17 protein-coding genes are annotated in these 20387 nt (G+C 74.6%); 10 read left to right on the top strand and 7 right to left on the bottom strand.

Going from position 1 to position 20387, the window contains the following annotated elements; all coding sequences use genetic code 11:
* Positions 1 to 149: 149 nt before the first annotated feature.
* Positions 150 to 2405, bottom strand: a complete 2256-nt coding sequence (locus ACFHW0_RS02510) for a DUF4153 domain-containing protein (protein ID WP_416605158.1) — start codon at positions 2403 to 2405, stop codon at positions 150 to 152.
* 617 nt (positions 2406 to 3022) lie between these two features.
* Here ACFHW0_RS02510 and ACFHW0_RS02505 point away from each other — a divergent pair.
* The 3 genes from ACFHW0_RS02505 (at position 3023) to ACFHW0_RS02495 (ending at position 5184) form a co-directional block, all read left to right on the top strand.
* Positions 3023 to 3292 (top strand): hypothetical protein, encoded by a 270-nt coding sequence (locus ACFHW0_RS02505; RefSeq protein ID WP_416605156.1) that lies wholly within the window; start codon positions 3023 to 3025, stop codon positions 3290 to 3292.
* Positions 3292 to 4329 (top strand): hypothetical protein, encoded by a 1038-nt coding sequence (locus ACFHW0_RS02500; protein ID WP_416605155.1) that lies wholly within the window; start codon positions 3292 to 3294, stop codon positions 4327 to 4329. Before ACFHW0_RS02505 ends, ACFHW0_RS02500 begins: the two co-directional genes overlap by 1 nt.
* A 177-nt stretch (positions 4330 to 4506) precedes the next feature.
* Positions 4507 to 5184, top strand: coding sequence for a hypothetical protein (locus tag ACFHW0_RS02495; protein ID WP_416605154.1), 678 nt, complete (start codon positions 4507 to 4509; stop codon positions 5182 to 5184).
* Between the two features lie 76 nt (positions 5185 to 5260).
* On the opposite strand, the gene ACFHW0_RS02490 is transcribed toward ACFHW0_RS02495, so the two are convergent.
* The gene (locus tag ACFHW0_RS02490) at positions 5261 to 6430 is read right to left on the bottom strand and encodes an acyl-CoA dehydrogenase family protein (RefSeq protein WP_416605153.1); all 1170 of its coding nucleotides are present in this window, start codon (positions 6428 to 6430) and stop codon (positions 5261 to 5263) included.
* Between the two features lie 174 nt (positions 6431 to 6604).
* On the opposite strand from ACFHW0_RS02490, the gene ACFHW0_RS02485 reads away from it, so the two are divergent.
* A complete protein-coding gene (locus ACFHW0_RS02485) occupies positions 6605 to 7534 on the top strand; it encodes an LLM class F420-dependent oxidoreductase (RefSeq protein WP_416605151.1) in 930 nt (309 codons plus the stop codon).
* Between the two features lie 52 nt (positions 7535 to 7586).
* Here ACFHW0_RS02485 and ACFHW0_RS02480 read toward each other — a convergent pair whose 3' ends face one another.
* The gene (locus tag ACFHW0_RS02480) at positions 7587 to 7814 is read right to left on the bottom strand and encodes a hypothetical protein (protein WP_416605150.1); all 228 of its coding nucleotides are present in this window, start codon (positions 7812 to 7814) and stop codon (positions 7587 to 7589) included.
* Between the two features lie 75 nt (positions 7815 to 7889).
* Here ACFHW0_RS02480 and ACFHW0_RS02475 point away from each other — a divergent pair, with 75 nt between their 5' ends.
* The 4 genes from ACFHW0_RS02475 (at position 7890) to ACFHW0_RS02460 (ending at position 12030) form a co-directional block, all read left to right on the top strand.
* Entirely contained in the window at positions 7890 to 8456 is a 567-nt protein-coding gene (locus ACFHW0_RS02475; RefSeq protein ID WP_416605149.1) for a hypothetical protein, read from the top strand.
* Complete coding sequence (locus tag ACFHW0_RS02470; protein ID WP_416605148.1) at positions 8453 to 9712, top strand: FAD-binding protein; 1260 nt, start codon at positions 8453 to 8455, stop codon at positions 9710 to 9712. The genes ACFHW0_RS02475 and ACFHW0_RS02470 overlap by 4 nt, the downstream gene beginning before the upstream one ends.
* A gap of 127 nt (positions 9713 to 9839) precedes the next feature.
* A complete protein-coding gene (locus ACFHW0_RS02465) occupies positions 9840 to 11339 on the top strand; it encodes a hypothetical protein (protein ID WP_416605147.1) in 1500 nt (499 codons plus the stop codon).
* Positions 11332 to 12030, top strand: coding sequence for an NUDIX hydrolase (locus tag ACFHW0_RS02460; RefSeq protein WP_416605146.1), 699 nt, complete (start codon positions 11332 to 11334; stop codon positions 12028 to 12030). Before ACFHW0_RS02465 ends, ACFHW0_RS02460 begins: the two co-directional genes overlap by 8 nt.
* Positions 12031 to 12045: 15 nt before the next feature.
* On the opposite strand, the gene ACFHW0_RS02455 is transcribed toward ACFHW0_RS02460, so the two are convergent.
* From ACFHW0_RS02455 to ACFHW0_RS02445, 3 genes are all read right to left on the bottom strand, one after another.
* Complete coding sequence (locus tag ACFHW0_RS02455; protein ID WP_416605145.1) at positions 12046 to 13188, bottom strand: site-2 protease family protein; 1143 nt, start codon at positions 13186 to 13188, stop codon at positions 12046 to 12048.
* Between the two features lie 175 nt (positions 13189 to 13363).
* The gene (locus ACFHW0_RS02450; protein ID WP_416605144.1) at positions 13364 to 14272 is read right to left on the bottom strand and encodes a L,D-transpeptidase; all 909 of its coding nucleotides are present in this window, start codon (positions 14270 to 14272) and stop codon (positions 13364 to 13366) included.
* Between the two features lie 83 nt (positions 14273 to 14355).
* Positions 14356 to 15804 carry an alpha-amylase gene (locus ACFHW0_RS02445; protein WP_416605142.1) on the bottom strand — a complete coding sequence of 483 codons (1449 nt, stop codon included), beginning with the start codon at positions 15802 to 15804 and terminating at the stop codon, positions 14356 to 14358.
* Positions 15805 to 16094: 290 nt separating this feature from the next.
* Between ACFHW0_RS02445 and ACFHW0_RS02440 the strand changes: the two genes are divergently transcribed.
* Positions 16095 to 17609, top strand: a complete 1515-nt coding sequence (locus ACFHW0_RS02440) for a hypothetical protein (RefSeq protein WP_416605141.1) — start codon at positions 16095 to 16097, stop codon at positions 17607 to 17609.
* Positions 17606 to 19072, top strand: a complete 1467-nt coding sequence (locus ACFHW0_RS02435; RefSeq protein ID WP_416605140.1) for an NADH-ubiquinone oxidoreductase-F iron-sulfur binding region domain-containing protein — start codon at positions 17606 to 17608, stop codon at positions 19070 to 19072. Before ACFHW0_RS02440 ends, ACFHW0_RS02435 begins: the two co-directional genes overlap by 4 nt.
* Positions 19073 to 19095: 23 nt before the next feature.
* Here ACFHW0_RS02435 and serS read toward each other — a convergent pair whose 3' ends face one another.
* Positions 19096 to 20379 carry a serine--tRNA ligase gene (gene serS / locus ACFHW0_RS02430; protein WP_416605138.1) on the bottom strand — a complete coding sequence of 428 codons (1284 nt, stop codon included), beginning with the start codon at positions 20377 to 20379 and terminating at the stop codon, positions 19096 to 19098.
* Positions 20380 to 20387: the final 8 nt, after the last annotated feature.

Genomic DNA, 20387 nt, shown 5'->3' with positions numbered 1-20387 from the left:
AGATTGTCACCCTGCACCGGTTGGGCGGGCGGGGCGCGTACGAGGAGCGGGCCAGGATGCCGCTGGCCTGGCTGCTCCGGGCCACGCCGGCCGACCACCTCGACTGACCGACCCCGCCGTCCCCGGTCGACCCGGGGACGGCGGGCCCGTCAGCGGCGGCGCTTGGGCAGGTCGAACTGGTCGGCGGCCCTGCAGTCACGCGGGCCTCCGACGGCACCCGGCCCGGCGCGGTCGAGCGCCGCGCGCGCCCGGACCCGGCCGAGGTTCCAGGCGTACCAGGGGTCCGGCTCGTCGAGGTCGTCGGCGATCCAGCTCAGCGTGCAGCGGCGCACCGGGTCGGGCAGGCCGGCCAGGGCGGGCGTCGCGTCGGCCGAGAGCGCCCGCAGGTACCAGGCGTCGATCTTCCCCGTCTGCTCGTACCGGGCGATGTTGCGGCGGGCGGCGTAGTCCTCCGGGTTGAGCACGGCCAGGCCCAGCAGCATCACCACGGCGAGCGCCACCGTCGTGCCGGGGATCCAGGCCCCGCGCCAGCGGAGCCCGGCCACCAGGATCATCAGGAACACGGTGCCGAGCAGCAGTTCGAAAGCCATCACGAAGAGCCGCTCGCCGGTGAAGCTGTAGGCCTTCTGGTACGTGTACATCCGCGACAGCGCCGACACCACGATGACGAAGCTGAGCACGCTGAGCAGGCCCAGCAGGACCCGCAGCAGGTGACGCTCGACAGCGCGGTCCCGTCGCGCCCAGCGGGCCACGCCGCCGAGCACCGCCAGCGTCAGCAGGGTGACGACGACGAGCTGCCAGAACCCGCTGCGCGCGTACTCGGCGTAGCTGAGGCCGGCGGTGCGCAGCACGTGTCGCTGCCCGCCGAACAGGACGGTGAACTGCACCGCCACGAAGCCGCCGAACAGCAGGGTCAGGGCGCTGATCACGGGAGCCCACTCCACGAGGCCGAAGCGGCGCGTACCGGGCCGGTCCACCGTCGACAGGTCGGGCGGCGCGGCCAACGTGTAGACGGCGGCGACGGCGCAGAGCCCGCCCACGGCGGCGAGGAAGACCCAGCGGAACACCGTGCCGACGTTGACCTCGGGAATCATCTCGCCGAGCACCACGGAGAAGGCGCCGTCGGCCGAGGACAGCAGCGCGCCGAAGACGATCAGCGCGGCCAGGGTGGCCGCGGCCGACCCGACGACGCGACGGACCAGGCCCGGGTTCGCCGGGGCGTGCAGGTGCCCACGCACCCACGGCAGGCCGCGCAACGCCGCGAACGGCGCCGCCACCAGGCTGAACAGGATCGAGCGGACGAGCCGGCCGCCCACGATCGCGAGGGTCGCGCAGGCGAGCGCGCCGAGCACGCAGAACGTCACCAGCCACCAGGCGTTGCGGAAGGCCAGGACCGACAGCAGCGCCAGGGCCGCCACCGCCCAGCCGGCGCGGATCCGCCGGTCGGCGCGCGACAGTTCCGCGCCCGTCCGGCGGACCGCGAGGACCACCGCGACGGTCACGGCGAGCCAGCCGAGGAACCAGCCGATGCCGGTGCGGGTGAGCGGTACGAAGAACGCCAGTCCCAACGCTCCGGCGAGGATCGCGGCCGGTACGGCCCGGTCCCGGGCGGGCGCCGGCCCCGGCCAGCGCGTGTCGAGGAACGACGGCGGGCGCGGGATCGGCTGGTAGCCGCGGTACGGCGTCGGCGCGCCGGACGGCACCCCGATCCGGTACGGCGCCGGCAGCGGCGCGTCGGCGGGCTGCTGGACGGCGGTCCCCGGCCGCCCGGCGGCGGATGCGCCGGTGCCCGCCGCCGTGGCGGCCGGGGCTCCCACGGGGGCCGCCGTGGCGGCCGGGGCTCCCGCGGCGGCGGGCGTGGCGGTCGCGGGCGTCCCGGTGGCGGGCGTCGCCTCGCTGGTGGGCCCGTTCGTGGTGGACGCGGCGGGAGCGGGGGCGGTCGGTGCGGCGTCGGTGCCCTCCGGCGGCGGGCTGACGGCGTCAGGTGGCGGCGCGGCAGCCGGTGCCGCGGCGTCCGCCGCCGCCACCCTGGCGGTCTGCGTCGGGATGCTCTTCGCCGACTCGACGACGACCGTCGGGATGCTCGTGGCGCTTGCCTCGGCCGGCCCGGCGGCGGGAACGGCCGGTGCCGGGGCCGGCGGGTCGGCGGCGACCGGAGCCGCCGTGGGGGCGGCCGGCACCAGCGGGATGAACACCGCGTACCCGCGCGTCCCGGCCGGAATGCTGACGGGGATCGCCCAGGCGGGGGCGCCCTCCGCCCCGGGCCACACCATCGGCGGCGGCGCGCCCTCGGTGGACGGCATGACGAGCAGGTAGGGCGTCGCGCTCCCGGGATCGTCACCGTCGGTGCTTCCGGGCGCCTCGCCGGAACCCGGGGAGCCCGGCACCGGTGGTGGCTGGGTCACGGAACCCCTCCTCGTTAGAACGGTCGGCACACTGTACGGCCGACTCCGGCATTTCCGCCGCCCCGTGTACCGGCCGGCACCGAGGCGGGCGAACGGGAGTGAATGACACTCATACGGCATGCCGCCCGAGATTCCGCAAGTAATGCGGGCGAGGATGGGCCGTCCGATAACGGACAGGACGCCAGACGCCTTCGCGGCGCACTGTTGTAGCAGGTCAGAGGCGTGCGGATGGCGGGCCACAACCCATTCCTAGGGCCCGGCGGGGACAGCACCGTCCCCGCCGACACCGCCGTCACCGAGCCCGACCCCGCGACGGCCCCGGCGTAGCGCAGCGCCGGCCGCCCACGCACCACGAGGTCGCGCTCCGGCAGCCACCGTCCCGGGTGCCCGGGCGGAAGCCGCCCCCACCGCCACCGACGTCCCCACCCCGGCAGCCACCGGAGCCGCGCGGCAACCCCGAGACGAGCGCGGCCGGCGAGCCGTACCCACGTCCCGTCCCGGGCCCACGTCGTCGCGTGCCCGGCGACCCGGTCGTGCCCCGATCCACCGTTCCCAGCCGGAACCGACCGTGGCCACAGGCCGGTCGGTCCGGTCACCGAGTACGAGAGGAGCCGGCAATGGCCGCTCCCACCGCCACCGCCTCCCTGAACGCCTCCACCTACTCACCCGGCGACCAGATGGTCCTTACGGTCACCTACGGCGACGCCGACACCAAACCGGTGACCGTCACGATCGTGGTGACCGACGCGCAGGGCAACAGCAGTGCGCCGGTCAAGGTCACCGCCGTCATCGACCCGCTCACCCTCACCGTCACCGACGACTCCGGCCGCACCTGGACCAGGGCGTCGGACAACGGGTCCGTCGCCGTCTACCGGGCGGTGGCGTGATGCCCCGGGTCACCGTCACGGTGCGCGACAACGGCGGGCGCACCGCCACCGCCACCGCCGACTACACGATCGCGCCGCCCGTGCTGGGTGGCTACTACCTCTCCGGCGGCGCCGACCCGACGGCCGACATGGCCGGCGGGAACTTCCGCTCGCTGACCCAGTACCGCAGCTTCGCCGACGGCTACACCTTCCCCGGCTACCAACGGCCGTGGCTCGTCACGCTCGGCCGGGCCGGGGTGCAGATGAACATGGTGCTGGAGCTGAAGCACTACGGCGCCCCCAACGCCGGGCCGCAGACCTTCACCGTGGACGGCGTGACCTACACCGTCCCGGCGCCCGCGATGACCATCCAGCAACGCCCGGGGACGACCTGGCCCCGGGCGTACGGCTACAGCCAGGTACTGGCCGGGCACTGCGACGGGCTGTTCGCCCGCGCCCTGTCCCAGTACCGGGCCCTGGGCTTCGGGGTGAACATCCAGCTCGCCTCCGAGCTGGACACCGATCACGAGTTCGGCACCACCGAGTCCGGCGTCACCTACCCGTGGGCGCAGTCGGACGCCCGCGCGGTGCAGGCGATGACGTACATCGTGAACTGGTTCAAGGCCCGCCAACTGCCCGCCGGCACGACGTTCTCGGTGGGGGTGGGCGGCTTCGACCGGGCCTGCTTCCAGCGCACCCACCCGGAGGCGCTGATGGACAAGCTCGACTTCCTCCAGTGGAACGCCTACGCCACCAGCCCCACCCACACGGCGCTGGCCCGGTTCCGCCGGGCGAAGGACTGGGCGGTGGCCGATCTCGGCCCCGTCGCCCTCTCCCGCCCGGTGATCATCGCCGAGTGGGGCGTACGGGTGGCGGAGGTGCCGGACCAGGCGGCCTGGATCGCCACCGTGCCGGCCGCCATCGCCCAGCTCAACGCCGAGCGGGGACCCCGGATCGCGCGGACCAACTACTTCAACTCGGGCTGGGGCACCCTGTCGCCGAAGTCGACGGGGCTGGCCGCGCTGAGGGCGGCGTACGCCACCCGCCCGTACGTCTGAGTGGTCGCCCGGAGATCCAGGGAGACCGCGGGGGCCGGGCGGTGGACGGACAGACTTCGATCATGATATCCATCGATGGTGGTATAGGATCCGCCGGATCGCGCGCAGGCCCGCTCGTGCGCCACCCGGTGCGATGTCCGCCGAGTCACGCTGCGCCAGGACAGCCATGGAGATCATGTGAAGTTCAGTCGTCTCGCCCCTGCGGTGGCCGCTCTCGCGCTCGTGGTCGGCGCCGTGGTCGCCCCGGCCGGCGCCGCACAGGCGCATCCGGCAGCGGACACGGTCAACGTCTATCCGCCGATCCAGGGCTCGTCCACCTGGGACCGGTTCGGTCTGTCCGGGCCGACCGCACACCACATCGTCTTCGGCCACTGGGGATACCCCAACGACTGGGCCGTCGACATCTACCGCAGCCCGGGCGCGACGATCGTCTCGCCGTTCGGCACCAAGACCGCCTCCGGGCACCCGGTCGCCGTCAAGGTGGTCACCGTCCAGGCGGGCTGCGCGACCCGCAATCTCGCCGACGGCGGCTACCGCATCGGGCTCGAAGCCCGGGACACCACGACCGGGCAGATCCTCGGCCGGGCGGACGTGATGCACGTGAACAACAAGCCCGGCGGCATCGTCGTCGGCGCCTCGGTCGGTCCGTGGACCAAGCTCGGCGAGACGGGGCGTTTCCGCTGGTCCAGCTGCTACCAGGTCAACGGTGACAGCGGGGCGCACATCCACCTCGAAGTGATCAACCAGCACCGCTACTCGTGCTACGTGCACCGCGGTGCGAACACCGCCCTGACCGACCTGACCGTGGTGGGCAAGGTCGGCGTGCACCACACGGGGCAGCGGCAGCGCTGCTGACCCGTCGATCGGCGGCGGACGGGTGCCCCGGCTCCGGGACACCCGTCCGGCGTCCGCGCGTTGCCTCTCCCCGCCGTCAGTAGGCCAGCTCCACCGGCCGGCCGAGCACCCGCGCGCCGTTGTTGGCGAGCCAGCCCTCGGCCGCCGCCGCGTGCTGACTGAACGTGTGGATGTCGCGGAACCGTCGCTGGAGCGGCGACGAGTCCCGGGCCGCCCCGCCGCCGGCCGCCCGGTAGCAGGTGTCGACCGCGGCGGCGGCCCGCTCCGTCACCCAGGGCAGCGCGGCGGAGATCCGTGGGTGCAGCGCGGGGATCGCCGCCGGGTCGGTGGCGCAGGCCGCCCAGAGTTCGTCGGCCAGGTCCCGCAGCAGCGCGCGGGCCGCCCGTACGTCCAGATCGGCGCGGCCGAGCTGGAGGCGGAAGGCCGGCGAGTCGGCGAGCGACTGCCGGGCGTAGAGCCGCTGCCGGCCGCCCTCGAGCAGCGCGACCATGTCGTCCAGCGCGCCCTGCGCGATGCCGACCGCCACCGCGCCGAGGTGCAGGACGAAGTGGACCAGCGGGGCCACGAAGCCCGGACCCGGTACGCAGGGCACGCCGGTGAACAGGTCGAAGCTCTCCTCGGTGGGGCAGAAGGCGTCCGCCACCTCGATGTCGTGGCTGCCGGTGCCGCGCAGGCCGAGCACGTGCCAGGTGTCGTGCACGGTGACCCGGGAGGCCGGGAAGAGCATGGAGCGCACCGCCGGCGGCGCCCCCGCCGGCCCGGGCAGCGGCTCGCCGTCCCCGGTCAGCAGGCAGTTGCCGAAGATCCAGTCGGCGTGCCGGGCGCCGCTCGCGAACGCCCACCGGCCGGTGACCCGGAAGCCGCCGTCGACCGGCTCGGCGCGCCCCTGCGGGGCGAACCCACCCCCGACGACCACGTCCGGCCCGTCGGCGTAGACCTTGTCGAACCGGTCGCGGGAGAGCATCGCCACCAGGTGCGGCGTCTCGGCGCCGATCATCACGGTCCACCCGGTGGAGCCGTCGGCCCGGGCCAGCGCCTCCAGCACCCGCAAGCCGGTGCGCAGGTCCGCCTCGTACCCGCCGTGGCTGCGGGGGACGAACATCCGGAAGCAGCCGGCCGCCCGCAGCGAGTCGAGCAGATCGGCGGGCAGCGCCCGGGCCGCCTCGATCTCCTCGCCCCGGCGGGACACCTCCGGGAGCAGCGCGTCCACCGCCCCCGTCAGCCCGTCCCGGTGCTGGTCCTCCATGGGTTCCTCCTCGCCTCGTCGCTCGGCTCCACTCTGGACCGGCGGGCGACCCGGGGGCCAGGGACGCCGCTATCGGATGCCCGCCACTTCGCCCGGCGGGCACCCGCCCGGCGTCGCCGCCCGGGGAAGGGCCGGATCGGCGCGCCGGCCCGGCCCGCTCCCTATGCTCGGAGCATGGAACTGCGGATCTTCACCGAACCCCAGCAGGGCGCGACGTACGACGACCTGCTCGCCGTGGCCCGCTGCGCGGAGGAGGCCGGCTACGGCGCCTTCTTCCGTTCCGACCACTACCTGAAGATGGGCGCGGTGAGCGGCGACCCCGGACCGACGGACGCGTGGACGACCCTCGCCGGCCTGGCCCGGGACACCCGCCGGATCCGGCTGGGCACGCTGATGACCGCCGCCACCTTCCGGCTGCCCGGCCCGCTGGCCATCACCGTCGCGCAGGTCGACCAGATGAGCGGCGGCCGGATCGAGCTGGGCATCGGCACCGGCTGGTACGCCGAGGAGCACACCGCGTACGGCATCCCCTTCCCGTCGCTGGGGGAGCGCTTCGACCGGCTGGAGGAGCAGCTCGCCGTCGTCACGGGCCTCTGGGCGACGCCGCCCGGCGGAACCTTCGACTTCGCCGGGACGTACTACCCGGTCAGCGACTCGCCGGCGCTGCCGAAGCCGGTGCAGGACCCGCGCCCGCCGATCCTGCTCGGCGGCATGGGCCCGAAGCGCACGCCCCGCCTGGCCGCCCGCTACGCCGACGAGTTCAACCTGCCGTTCGCCTCGGTCGAGGACTCCGTCGCCCAGTTCGACCGGGTCCGGGCCGCCTGTGCCGAGACCGGCCGGGACCCGGGCGAGCTGCGCTTGTCGAACGCCCTGGTGCTCTGCTGCGGGCGGGACGACGCCGAGGTGGCCCGGCGGGCCGCCGCGATCGGCCGGGAACCGGACGAACTGCGCGAGAACGGCCTCGCGGGCACGCCCGCCGAGGTGGTCGACAAGATCGGCCGGTACGCCGAGATCGGCAGCGAGCGGCTCTACCTCCAGGTGCTCGACCTGGCCGACCTCGACCACCTGGAGCTGGTCGCCGCCGAGGTGAAGCCCCAGCTCTGAGCCGGCGGGATGTCCGCCGCCCGGCGGGGCGGCGGACCCGTCGCACCGGAGGTCAGGCGCGGCCGCCGGCGGCGACCGCCCGGGGCGCCGGCCCCGGATGGGGCACCGGGCGCGGCGGGGGCGTGGGCGGCGGCGCGGGCTTGGGGCCGGGCGTGGTGCCCGCCGGATACGCCCCGACCGGCGGCACGCCCGACGGCACCGGACCGGTGCCGGTCGGGTCGATCTCCTCCTCGGAGGGGAACACGTCGCCCCGCGGGGCGGGATCGCGGTAGCTGCTCATCGGCGTAGGGTTCCCCGACGACGGCACGGTAACCGTGCCCGATCGACCGGTTTCCGTCCCGCCGGTGGCCGTCGGATGATGCGTCCCGACGACCACGGTGTCGAACGGGGGTACGACATGGAACTGCACCGCAACCGGGGGGCGTTGGTGCTGCCCCTGGCCTGCGTGATCGGTGGCGGGGTGCTGCTGGGGCTGCCGGGGGAGCACGCGCTGCTGCGCCGGCTGGTCGCCGTCGGCGCAGTGCTGCTGGGCGGGGGCGTGCTGGTCGGCCTGCTGCGCCCGTTCCGGTTCGTCATCGGCGCCGACGGCCTGAGCGTCCGCCGCCCCGGGCTGCGCCGCACGATCGCGTGGGCGGAGGTCGCGGCGCTGGCGCTGGCCCGGCCGCCCGCCCGGGAGGGGCTGCCGTCGACGCCGCGACTGCTGCTGGTCCCCGCCCCGGGCGCGCTGGCCGACCTGCCGGCCGACGCGCGCCACCCGGTCGACGGCCGGGCCGCGGTGGAGCTGCTGGACCTGGCGCGGGTCCGGGAGAGGCCCGCCGAGGTGGCGGCGGCGCTGACCCGGCACGCCGGGGACCGTTTCGTCGACGCGCTCGGCGGGGCCCCGGCCGCCGACCGCTCCGCCGACCACCACCGCACGCCGTGACCACCGCCGAGGCCGGGCCGCGGCGCAACTGGGCGGGCAACGTCCGCTACGCCGCCCGCCGCCACCACCGCCCCTCCTCCCTCGACGAGCTGCGCCGGCTGGTGGCAGGCAGCGACCGCCTGCGGGTGGTGGGCACCGGGCACTCGTTCAACCGCCTCGGCGACACCACCGGCGACCTGGTCTCGCTGGCCGGGCTGCCCGCGGCCGTCGCGCTCGACCCGGAGCGCCGGGCCGTCACGGTGCCGGCCGCCACGCGGTACGGGGACCTCGCGGCCTGGCTGCACGCGCGCGGGTACGCCCTGGCCAACCTCGCCTCGCTGCCGCACATCTCGGTCGCCGGGGCGGTCGCCACCGGCACCCACGGCTCGGGGGAGACGATCGGCAACCTGGCCAGCGCGGTCGCCGGGCTGGAACTGGTCACCGCCGGCGGCGACCTGCTGACCGTCGACCGGGCGGCCGACGGGGACACCTTCGCCGGGATGGTCGTCTCGCTGGGCGCGCTGGGCGTCGTCACCCGGGTCACCCTGGACGTGGTGCCGACCTTCGAGATCCGCCAGCACGTCCGCCTCGGCCTGTCCCGCGCGGCGCTGGACGACGCGTTCGCCTCGGCGTACAGCGTCAGCGTCTTCACCGACTGGCGGTCGCCGCTGCTGCGGGAGGTGTGGGTCAAGCAGCGCGCGGACACGGGGCCGCTCCCGGCGGACTGGCTCGGCACGACGGCGGCCGACACGCCACGGCACCCGGTGCCGGGCATGCCCGCCCAGAACTGCACCCCACAGCTCGGCGAACCGGGCCCGTGGCACGAACGGCTGCCGCACTTCCGGCTGGGGTTCACCCCCAGCAGCGGGGCGGAGTTGCAGTCCGAGTACCACGTGCCGCGCGCCTCGGCGTCGGCGGCGCTGGCCGCGCTGGACCCGGTGGCACACCTGATCGCGCCGGTGCTCCAGGTCTGCGAGCTGCGGGCGGTGGCCGCCGACGGGCTGTGGCTCAGCCCGAACCACGGGCGGGACAGCCTCGCCATCCACTTCACCTGGACCGCCGACGCGGCGGCGGTGCTGCCGGTGGTGGCGGCGGTGGAGGAGCGGCTCGCGCCGTTCGCGCCGCGCCCGCACTGGGGGAAGGTGTTCGGTCTCGCCCCGGCGGCGGTCGCCGCGGCCCTGCCCCGGTACGCCGACTTCGTCGACCTGGCGTGCCGGCTCGACCCGGCCGGCACGTTCCGCACCGACCTGCTCGACCGCTACCTCCCGCGGTCCTGACGGGCGGACGCCGGGGGAGCGGCCGGGTCAAGTGTCGGATGTTTGCCTCGACGCCTCCGACGGCTTTCCGACAACCGGGTTCCCGTGGTTGCCTCGGACGACCCATCTGCGTCCACAGAGGAGAGACATGTCCCCGGATCTGGCCGGCGCCGGCGACCGGTTGACGCCGATCGACAACCGCGACCTCGCCCCCATCACCGTCGTGGCCCAGTGCCTGGACAACCAGTGGGTCACCCAGGACCTGCTCGAACGGATGCTGAGCCGGCGGTTGTCGTACCGGGACGTCGAGCGTTCGCGCCGGCGGGACGCCCGCGCCGAGTACCTCCGCTCGATCCTCAACGCGGAGCAGGTCGTGGTGAACCGGGCGTACCTCTTCAACAACCCGGTCGTCCACCAGGACTTCACCACCCAGGGTCCGCAGCGGGACGCCTTCCGCGCGTTGCTCGACGAGAGCGTGCTCGTGCCGTTCCTGCTGTCCGAGCGCACCCCGGTGGCGGAGCCGCGGTTCGGCGTCGACTCGGCGGGCTGGTCGGGGTGGGTACGCGTGCTCGACGAGGTCGACACCGTGCGGTGCCTGCGCCTGTCCTGGGACGACGCGCAGAACCGGCTGCTCACCGAGCGCTGCATCATCGCCGAGTTCCGCCGCTTCCTGCTCCAGCTGCCGGCGTTCAACCTGGCGGAGCTCCAGCGGGACCTCCGGCTGGACGACGACAGCCTGCCGCTGCTCAAGCGCCGGTTGCAGGAGGTCGCGATGTGGGCGCTCAACGCGGAGCAGGCCGACCGGGAGGGCTTCTACCGGGAGTTCCTGATGGAGCCCGACACCAACCCGGCCGACGGGATGTTCCGCGCCGCGCCCCTGGTCGCCGAGCTCAAGCAGCTCGTCGACCTGCGCTACAACACGGCCCTGCCGGACGCCGTCGACGGCTTCGCGCTCATCCCGGCGGACTCGCTGCGCCGCACGGCGATGCAGGAGTACCGGCGGGAGCGGCCCCCGGAGCGCGACATGGACGACCTGCTCGGCCTGCTGCGGACGCTGCGGCCGTACGCCTTCGACCTGGTGCAGCTCCCGCTGCGGATCGACCTGACCGGGCTCGAACTGCACCACGTGCACCAGGCCCGGGGGACCGACGAGTGGCGGGGGTACGTGGAGAGCCTGCGGGCCCTGCTGGACGAGCCGCTCGATTTCGTCACCCGCTCCCAGCAGGTGTACGACCGCTACGTCGCCCTGGCGCGGCGGCTCACGGACATCGTGGGCGAGCGACGGCTGGACCGGGTCAACGGCTGGGAGCCGGTGATCCGGGTGACCGTCGAGGTGATGGGGAGCACCGTCTCGATCGTGTTCGACGGCGACCCGCGGGTGGAACTGGTCGGGGAGGTGGCCACCGAGGTGGCCGCGCGCGGGGCGACGGCCGTCGTCCGGTTCGCCGTGGTGGGGCGCGACCAGCGGCGGGCGGGGCGCGAGCTGGGCACCGGTATCGACGTCATGCGGGTACGCCTCCAGCGGGCCGGGGAGGATTGGCGGGAACTCGTGGGCCGGCTGCGGGAGATGGGCTTCCCGGTGTCCGACGGCGACGAGGAGGGCAACGAGGCCAACATCGACCGGCCGGAGGGGGACGACGGTGACTGACGAGCGGGGCGAGTACGCCGAGCTGCGCAGGCGGCGGCCCGAGTACTTCACCAACCCGCCGGACGCGGCGGTCGAGATCCTCGACGGGGCCGAACAGGTGGCGGCGGCGGAACGCGCCAAGGCGGCGGCGTTGCGGGCGCGTGGCCTGCCGGCCGAGTGGAGCCGGACGGGGGTGGTCTACCGGGACGAGTACGTGACGCTGGTGCGCGACCCGGTCCGCCTCCCGGGCGGGACCGTCGGGACGTACGTCCGGAAGCTCCCCACGGGCGGCGCCGACGGGGTCGTGCTGCTGCCGGTGCTCGACGGCGCCGTCGTGCTGGTCGAGCACTTCCGGCACGCCACCAGGCGTTGGCATCTGGAGGCGCCCCGGGGGTTCGGCGAGGCCGGGGTGGCCGCCGACGAGCAGGCCGTCCGGGAGCTGCGCGAGGAGCTCGGTGTGGCACCGACCCGCCTGGTCGATCTCGGCGAGGTGCACCCGGACACCGGCACCGCGACCGACGCGGTCCGCCTCTATCTCGCCGAGATCGCCGAGCTGGGGCCGGTCGGTGCGGCGGAGGGCATCCGGGCGCCCCGGGCCCATCCGCCGGAGCGGGTCGGCGAGCTGATCCGCGACGGGACGATCACCGACTCGTTCACGATCGCCGCCTGGACCCGCGCGTGGCTGCGCGGGCTGCTGACCGGATCGCGGTGAGGCAGGCGGCCGGTGTCAGCGCCGGTCGCCGGCCATCTGTTCGCGGAGGCTGCCGCGCTGCACCGCCCGGCTGATGTCGCTCGGCGAGACGATCCCGACCAGCCGGCCGTCGGTCACCACCAGCGCCCGCCCGTCGGCGCACTCGCTGAGCCGGGGGAGCAGCTCGTTGAGCGGCTCGTCCGGCCGGGCGAGCACCAGCTCGTCGGCGCGGCAGGCCACCTCGGCCAGCGTGGTGCCGGCCCGGCGGTCCGCCGGGATGCCGCGCACCCGGTCGAGGGTGACCAGGCCGACGGGCCGGTCGTCCTCGGTCAGCGGCAGCGCGGTGTGCCGGTACGCGAAGAGGTAGTGGTCCACGAAGTCGCCCACCGTCATCTGCCCCGACGCGGTCTGCGGCTGCGGCGTCATCACGTCGGCCACCCGGACGCCCTCCAGCGCGCTGCCCATCCGGGCCTGCCGCTCCTCCATGCCGGCGGCGCCGATCAGGAACCAGCCGATCAGGGCCAGCCACAGCCCGCCGAAGCCGACGCCCGCCAGGAACTGCCACAGCCCGAGGCCGATCAGCACCGCGCCGAGCACCCAGCCGGCCCGGGCGGCGACGACCGACGCCTTCGTCCGGTCGCCGGTCGCCTTCCAGACCGCCGCGCGCAGCAGCCGCCCGCCGTCCAGCGGAGCGGCCGGCAGGGCGTTGAAGACCGCCAGCAGCACGTTGATGCCGGCCAGCCAGGCCAGCGAGCCGAGCAGCAGCCCTTCCACCCCGGCCACGGTGAGCACCACCGCGATCGCGCCGAAGAAGAGCCCGATCAGCAGGCTCACCAGCGGGCCGACGCCGGCGATGCGCAGCTCCGCGCCCGGGTCGCGCGCCTCGCCGCGCAGCTCGGCCACCCCGCCGAAGAGCCAGAGGGTGATCCCGCCGACCTCCAGCCCGTTGCGCTTCGCGACGATCGCGTGCGAGATCTCGTGGGCGAGCAGGCCGAGGAAGAAGACCACCGCCGCCGCGAGCCCCGCCAGGACGTACGCGGCGACGGGCCGGTCCGGGTAGGCCCGGGGGAACTGGTTGGCCGACAGCCCCCAGGCGATCAGCGCGAAGATGACCAGGACGCTCCAGTTGACCCCGACCGGTACGCCCGCTATCCGGCCGAGCCGGAAACTCGCCCTCATGTTCCGGGTACTACCCACGATGGCCGCGCCCATGCCGGCGCGGCGCACGGTACACCGACGAGCCGGACTTCGTGGACGCCTGGTACACCGTGAGCACCGCCAGCAGCGGCCGGAGGCACGGCGCGCCGCCAACGGCCGGCTGGACCTCTCCCCGTACTGGGTCGAGCAGTTCTGATCAGGCGGTCGGGGGCGGGGCGGGCAGCTTGTCGACCACGACCACCTCGGTGCCGGGGCGGACCTCGGCGAGCAGTTCCCGCTGCCCGCTCTTCGTCAGCCGGATGCAGCCGTTGGTGGTGTTCTCGCCCAACTCGCCGTCGTGGTACCAGCTGTGGATGCCGATGTGCGCGCCGCGCAGGCCCGGCGGCACCGAGTCGGGGTCGTCGGGCACCGAGCCGAGGGCGTAGATGTCGACGCCGCCGTACACGCTCTCCGGCGGCGGGGTGCGGCCGAGGATGAAGGTCCGGCCCAGCGGGGTCTCCTGGCCGCGCTGACCGAGGCTGACCTCCCAGCTGCGGACGGCCCGGCCGGCGCGGTACCAGGTCAGCCGGTGGTGCTTGCGCTCCACCACGATCTGGTCGGGCAGCGCCACGGTGGTGTGGCCGCCGGGCGGCAGCCAGGCGAGCGTGCGGTTGGCCGACGGGAGCAGCACCGCCGTCCAGCCGGCCTGTCGCCGGGCGATGGGCATGGTCAGCTCGACGCCGCTGAGGGTGGGGTCGAGGAAGGCCAGCGGCCGGCCGCCGGGGGCGGTGTAGGCGGCGATCCGGCGGGTCGGGTGCAGGCCCTCGGCCAGCGGCGTGGTGTCCAGGGTGTCCGGGTCGGCCGGGAAGCCGGTGGGCGCCGGGCCGTAGTCGACCACCGGCAGGTCGTCCGGGGCGGGCGCGGCGACGGGCACCCGCTCCGGGGCCGCGCTGGTCGGGGCCGCGCTGGTCGGCGCGGGCGGCCCGGCGACGACCGGCGGCGCGGTGGGCGCGGCCGCGGGGGTCAGGATCCAGCCGGTGGCCCCGCCGGCCAGCAGGAGCAGGGGTACGCCGACGGCGGCGGTCAGGGTGCGGACACGTCGGCGGTTCATTCGGTCAAAACGCACAAACCGACTATAACGGGTGAAGGACGGCGAAACCCCGCCCCGGCCGAATGTCGGTCGGGACGGGGTCCGCAGCGGCGGGGGCCTCAGCTCAGCCGCGCGCCCACGTGGATGGCGATCGCGTCGTGGGCCGGCACGTTCGCGGCGAACCAGCCGCCGCCGTCCACGGTGATCACCGGTCCGCTGCACGTGCCGTTGGTGAAGGTGCCGTGGATGACGTCGCAGTAGCGGCCTCCCGGCAGCCCGGTCTGGTACGACCGGCCGGTGACCGCGGAGTCCTCGTCGTTGATCGTGACGTAGCCCTTGCCGGAGCGGCCGAAGGCGATGTGGTTGTTGCCGTTGTCGTACCAGTTGACGACGCCGGCGCCCTCGGTGGCGTTGCGGAAACCGACCATGTTGGCGATGACCGGCCAGCGGTGCTCGCACTCCCAGCCGGAGTAGCAGGTGGCGTTGAGCGTCCTGCCGGAGCTGTCCGAGGGTGGGCCCTGGTCGCGCTGGCTGAACGTGTAGCTCGACATCACCGTCGGGGAGCCGTACGGCCAGGCGAGCATGAACGCGTTGGCCAGCGCGTAGATGCCCCGGTCGCGGTAGGTCAGCACCCCGCCGACGTCGCGCTGGGTGTCGTGGTTGTCCACGAAGACGCCGGCCGAGCCGCTGGGCAGGTGCCCCCACCCCTCGCCGAAGTTGCGCAGGTAGGCGAGCTTCTCGGAGCGGAAGACCCGGGCGAGGTCCTTGCCGTAGCGGAACTCGTGCACGTCGCCGTTGCCGGTGTACTCGCCCGGCTGGATCGGCTCGCCGGCGCCGTGGATCACCTCCTGCACGAGGTACGCCGAGCGGGACAGCTTGCCCTTGATGGCGGCGATGTCGGCGGCCGGCATGTGCTTGCTGGCGTCCATCCGGAAGCCGTCGACGCCCAGCGAGAGCAGGTCGTTGAGGTAGCCCGCGATCCTCGTCCGGACGTAGTCCGACTCGGTCTTCAGGTCGGCGAGGTTGACCAGCTCGCAGTTCTGCACCTCCCAGCGGTCGTTGTAGTTGGCGATGTCGTCGCCGCCGTTGCGACCGCAGTGGTGGAAGTCCTGCGTCTGGTAGATCCCCGGGTAGTCGTAGTGCCCGTACGGCGAGCCGGCCCAGCCGGTGCCGCCGTTGTCCTGCCCGGACATGTGGTTGACGACCGCGTCGACGACCACCTTGACGCCGGCGGCGTGGCAGGTGTCGACCATTGACTTGAACTGGGCGCGGGTGCCCTTGCGGGACTCGATCCGGTAGCTGACCGGCTGGTACGCCAGCCACCACTGCGAGCCCCGGACGTGCTCCTGCGGCGGCGAGACCTGCACCCAGCCGTAGCCCTTCGGGCCGAGGGTGGTGCGGCACTCGGTGGCCACCGAGGACCAGTTCCACTCGAAGAGGTTGGCGATGACCTTCTTGCCGCCCGCCGGGGCCGCGCCGGCCGGGGGCGCGGTCGCGGCGGTGGGGACGATCAGGCCGGCGATCACGCCGAGGGCGACGATCGCCGACAACCGTCGACGTCTCTGCATGGGAGGACTCCTGACGGGGTGTGGGGACGGGGTGGTGGCGAGGCCGGGAGGCCCCGGTGGTGCCGGGATCTTGCAGTACGGCTTGAAAATTTCCGAAAGGTTACAAGCGCATTGCAAGCACTGTCAATGCATGTGCATGCGTGGATGCCTTCCGGGGTGTTCCGCGTCGGGCGATCGGGCCGCCCACGCGCCGGAGGGCCGGGCGGTTCGACGACCGTGCGGGGAATTTCCGCGCGCCGGTGATCCGCCCGCCGCGTCGGTCCGTACTCGATGGGGAACAGGGCCGGCCGGTGGTGCGCCGCCGCGAGACGATCGAGGAGCAGATGGCCCGGGCACAACGGAACCAGAAGCCGCCCACCGTCCGGACCACCAGCACCAGCCGGGGGGCCCGCACCCGGTCCCGGTCCGCGGTGGCCCTGCTGACCCTCTCGGCGCTCGCCGCGCTGTGGGCCGCCACCATGCTGACCGGCGTCGGCTCGGCCGCGTACGCGTACGGCTTCTTCTTCACCGAGTTCTTCGCCGGGGTCGTCGCCCTCGTGGCGTTGAGCCTCACCGTGATGATGGGGCTGCTCGCCACCGACCGGCTGGTGCTGCTGATCCGGCACCGGGTGCTGCTCCAGTCCGCGCACCGGGCCACCGGCATCCTCGGCGTCGCCGGGCTGGTCTTCCACGTGCTCACGAAGATCGCCACCGGCCGGGCGGCGAGCACCGACGCGGTGGTCCCCTTCGTCGGTGGGCGTGGCCTCTACGTCGGCCTCGGCACGGTGGCCGCCCTGCTGATGGTGAGCGTGCTCTGGACCGGCGTCGTCCGCGCCCGCTTCGCCGGGGTCGGTCCGAGGTGGCTCTGGCGCACGCTGCACTCGGCCGCGTACCTCTCCTGGCCGTTCGCCATCGTGCACGGGCTCAACGCCGGGCGGCCCGCGAAGCCCTGGGTGATGCTCGGTTACCTCGCCTGCGTCCTGCTGGTCGTGCTGGCGCTGCTGGTCCGCCTCTCCGTCAGCCTCGGCCGGCGCCGTCGGGAGCAGCACCAAGCCGCCGCGATGAACCAGGCCCTGGCCGGGCGGCCGGCCGAGGACGCCCCACGCCGGTCGCTGCTGCGGGGCCTGACCCGACGCGCCAACCGGGAGCCGAAGCCGGCGGGGCACGCGGGGACCTGGGCGGCCACGACGGTCGCCGGCACCACGCTCACCGGCACCTGGCCCGCCCCCGCCGCGCGGCGTCGCGACCCGGAGCGGTTCACCGTGCCGGTAGTGCCCGAGCCCGGCACGCTCCGCGACCCGGCACGCCCCCGCCGCCGGCGCGAAGAGGAACTCGCTCCGGCCGCCCGGCGCCGCGAGGAGGCTCCCGCGCCGGCCGGTCGCCGGTACGCCGAGGAACCCGCCCGCCGCGACCGTGCCGAGCGGGACGCGGAGCGGCGCTACGCCGCGCCGCGCCTCCGCCGGGAGGAGCCCGAGGAACCCTGGGACAGCCCCCGCCGCTGGCAGCCCAGCGACCCGGTCTCGGCGGACCCTGTCCCGGTCGGGCCGGTCTCCGTCGACCCGGTCACCGCGGCGCCGCGCAGCGGCGGCGGTCGGCACAGCGTCGAGGACGACCGGGACCTCGAACCGGACTACTGGCGGCCCCCGGTCCGGTACGTCCCCGAGGAGGTACCGCTGCCGGCCGACGACACCCCGACCCTGGTCGACCTCGCGTCCCGGCGGGCGCGCCGGGCCGCCGGTGAGAGCCGGTCGGCCCGCCGCCGCCGGGTCAACGCCGACGCCGTCGACGGGGCGTACTGGGCCGGGCTGCGGGGTGAGGCGAAGTGACGCGGACGACCGTGCCGCCGGTGGCCTGCGTCGGCGAGCCCCGGCTCACCGCCGGCTTCGCCGAGTACGGCCGGCTCGACCTGCTCGCCCACGAGGAGGTGCACGGGCCGGTCGGGCCGATGGAACCGGCCACCCTGCTCCGGCTCGCCGAGGGCGTCCAACTCAAGGGCAGGGGCGGGGCGGGCTTCCTGTTCGCCAAGAAGCTCTGCGCGGTGCTGGAGTCCTGCGAGCGGCGGGACCTCCCGGCGGTGGTGGTGGTCAACGCCACCGAGGGGGAGCCGGCGAGCTGGAAGGACAAGGTGCTGCTCACCCGGGCCCCGCACCTGGTCCTCGACGGCGCCGCGCTGGCCGCGTACGCGCTGGACGCCGACGAGATCGTCGTCGGGGTGGCCGACGACGGGGTGGGCCGCGACTCCCTGACCGACGCGCTGGAGGAACGCCGGATGCCGGCGCCGACCAGCGTCGTCACCGTGCCGCACCGGTTCATCTCCGGCGAGGGCGGGGCCCTGGTCAACGGCATCAACGGCCTGCCGCACATCCCGCCGGGCACCAAGCGGCGCTCCAGCGACGCAGGCGTCGGCGGCCTGCCCACCCTGCTCTCCAACGCCGAGACGTACGCCCAGCTCGCGGTCGCCGCCCGGCTCGGCCCGTACGAGTACGCGGCGCTCGGCACCGACGACGAGCCGGGCACCGTGCTGCTCACCGTCACCGGCGCGGCCGGACGCCCGGCGGTGGTGGAGTGCGCGGCCGGCACTCCGCTGCGCGAGATCCTCGACCTGTGCGAGGTGCCGGACGGGCCGGGCATCCTGACGGGCGGGTACCACGGCAGGTGGATCACCCGGGAGTCCGCCGACCGGGCGGAGATCTCCCGCAAGGGGCTGGCCGCCGTGGGCGGCACCCTCGGCGCGGGCATCCTCGTCCCGCTCGGCGCGGACACCTGCCCGCTCGGCGAGGCCGCCCAGGTGGTGCGCTACCTGGCCGGCGAGTCCGCGGGGCAGTGCGGTCCGTGCCGGATGGGCCTGCCCGACCTGGCCCGCGCCGTCGACCTGGCGGTTTCCGGCAGCGCCCCGGTGGAGGTGGTCCGCGCCGCCGCCGGCGACGTGAAGGGCCGCGGGGCGTGCAGCCACCCCGACGGTACGGCCCGCTTCGCGCTCTCCGCGATGGAGGTGTTCGCCGAGGACCTGCGGCTGCACACCACCGGCGAGGGCTGTGGCCGCCGGGTCAGGGCGGTGCTGGGCCTGCCGGGCGCCCCCGACCCGAACCCGCAGCGGCTCACGCTGGACTGGTCCCGCTGCGACGGGCACGGGCTGTGCGCGCACGTGGTGCCGGACTTCATCCGGCTCGACGGGAACGGCTACCCCGCCTTCCCGCCCACCCCCGTGCCGACCTGGCTGCGCGAGGGCGCGCGCAAGGCGGTCAAGGTCTGCCCCGAACTCGCGCTGCGCCTCACCCCCGCCCCCTGAGGAGGCGGGGGTGAGGCCGGCGGTCAGCGGGGGGTCAGGCGGTCGGTGCCCAGGCGGGCCTGGAGGACCTCGGGAACCAGCACCGAGCCGTCGGGCTGCTGGAACTGCTCCAGGATGGCCGGGAAGAGCCGGCTGGTGGCCAGGGCCGACCCGTTGAGGGTGTGCACGAAGCGGGTCTGCTTGCCGCCCGGCTCGCGGTAGCGGATGGCCGCCCGGCGCGCCTGGTAGTCGCCGGCCCAGGAGACCGACGACACCTCCTTGTACTTGCCGGTGCTCGGCATCCACACCTCGATGTCGAGGGTCTTCTTCATCGACGCGCTGGCGTCGCCCGCCGACAGCAGGGTGCGCTGGTAGTGCAGGCCCAGCTTCTCGACCAGGCTCTCCGCGTGCAGGAGCATCTCCTCCAGCGCGGCGTCGGCCTGCTCCGGTAGGCAGAACTGGAAGATCTCCACCTTGTTGAACTGGTGGCCCCGGACGGTGCCGCGCTCGTCCGAGTGCGAACCGGCCGCCTCCCGGCGGTAGCAGGGGGTGTACGCGAACGCCTTCAGCGGCAGCTTCGCCGTCTCCAGGATCTCGTCCTGGTACGCCCCGAGGATCGCCGTCTCCGAGGTGGGCAGCAGGAACTGCCCGCGCGGGGCGGACTCCCGGTCCAGGTGGTAGACGTCGTCGTAGAACTTCGGGAACTGCCCGGCGGCGAACCCGGCGGTGTCCAGCAGCAGGTGCGGCGGGAGCAGGAACTCGTAGCCGGCGCCGATGTGCTCGTCGACGAAGAAGTTGAGCAGCGCCCACTCCAGCCGGGCGCCCATGCCCGTGTACATCCAGAAGCCGGAGCCGCCGAGCTTGACCCCGCGCTCGTGGTCGACCAGGCCCAGCATCCGGCTCAGCTCGACGTGGTCGCGGACCTTCTCGATGGCCGGCGGCTCGCCGAAGGCGCGGACGACCCGGTTGGCCTCCTTGCCGCCCGGCACCACGTCGTCGGCGGGCAGGTTGGGCAGCTCGCTCATCGCGGTGCGCAGCCGCGCCTGCACCTCGTCCAGCTCGGACTCCAGCTCGGCGAGCTGCTTGCGCCCCGCCTCCGGCGCGGAGACCTCCGGCTCGGTGCCGGCGCGCTTCGCCGCCGCGTAGGCGCGTGCCTCGGCCTTGCGGCGCTGCCGCTCGCCGTCGATGCCACTGATCAGGGCGCGGCGTTCCTGGTCGAGCCGCTGGATCTCGTCCAGGGCCCGGTTGACCTCGGCGGGATCCAGTCGCTTCGCCAGCGCGGTCGCCACCGCCTCGCGATCCTTCCGGATCAACTCCATGTCGAGCATGCTGCTCC

The sequence above is a fragment of the Micromonospora sp. LOL_025 genome, from assembly GCF_048060285.1.
Taxonomy (GTDB): Bacteria; Actinomycetota; Actinomycetes; order Mycobacteriales; family Micromonosporaceae; genus Micromonospora.
The sequence above is the reverse complement of the archived record's forward strand: the minus strand, read 5'-3'. Positions and strand labels throughout refer to the sequence as shown.

Bases quoted from the DNA above. Each gene is read 5' to 3' on its own strand.
- ACFHW0_RS02505 (WP_416605156.1), top strand. From the start codon at position 3,023: ATGGCCGCTCCCACCGCCACCGCCTCCCTGAACGCCTCCACCTACTCA.
- ACFHW0_RS02500 (WP_416605155.1), top strand. From the start codon at position 3,292: ATGCCCCGGGTCACCGTCACGGTGCGCGACAACGGCGGGCGCACCGCC.
- ACFHW0_RS02490 (WP_416605153.1), bottom strand. From the start codon at position 6,430: ATGGAGGACCAGCACCGGGACGGGCTGACGGGGGCGGTGGACGCGCTG.
- ACFHW0_RS02485 (WP_416605151.1), top strand. From the start codon at position 6,605: ATGGAACTGCGGATCTTCACCGAACCCCAGCAGGGCGCGACGTACGAC.
- ACFHW0_RS02480 (WP_416605150.1), bottom strand. From the start codon at position 7,814: ATGAGCAGCTACCGCGATCCCGCCCCGCGGGGCGACGTGTTCCCCTCC.
- ACFHW0_RS02475 (WP_416605149.1), top strand. From the start codon at position 7,890: ATGATGCGTCCCGACGACCACGGTGTCGAACGGGGGTACGACATGGAA.
- ACFHW0_RS02465 (WP_416605147.1), top strand. From the start codon at position 9,840: ATGTCCCCGGATCTGGCCGGCGCCGGCGACCGGTTGACGCCGATCGAC.
- ACFHW0_RS02455 (WP_416605145.1), bottom strand. From the start codon at position 13,188: ATGAGGGCGAGTTTCCGGCTCGGCCGGATAGCGGGCGTACCGGTCGGG.
- ACFHW0_RS02445 (WP_416605142.1), bottom strand. From the start codon at position 15,804: ATGCAGAGACGTCGACGGTTGTCGGCGATCGTCGCCCTCGGCGTGATC.
- serS (WP_416605138.1), bottom strand. From the start codon at position 20,379: ATGCTCGACATGGAGTTGATCCGGAAGGATCGCGAGGCGGTGGCGACC.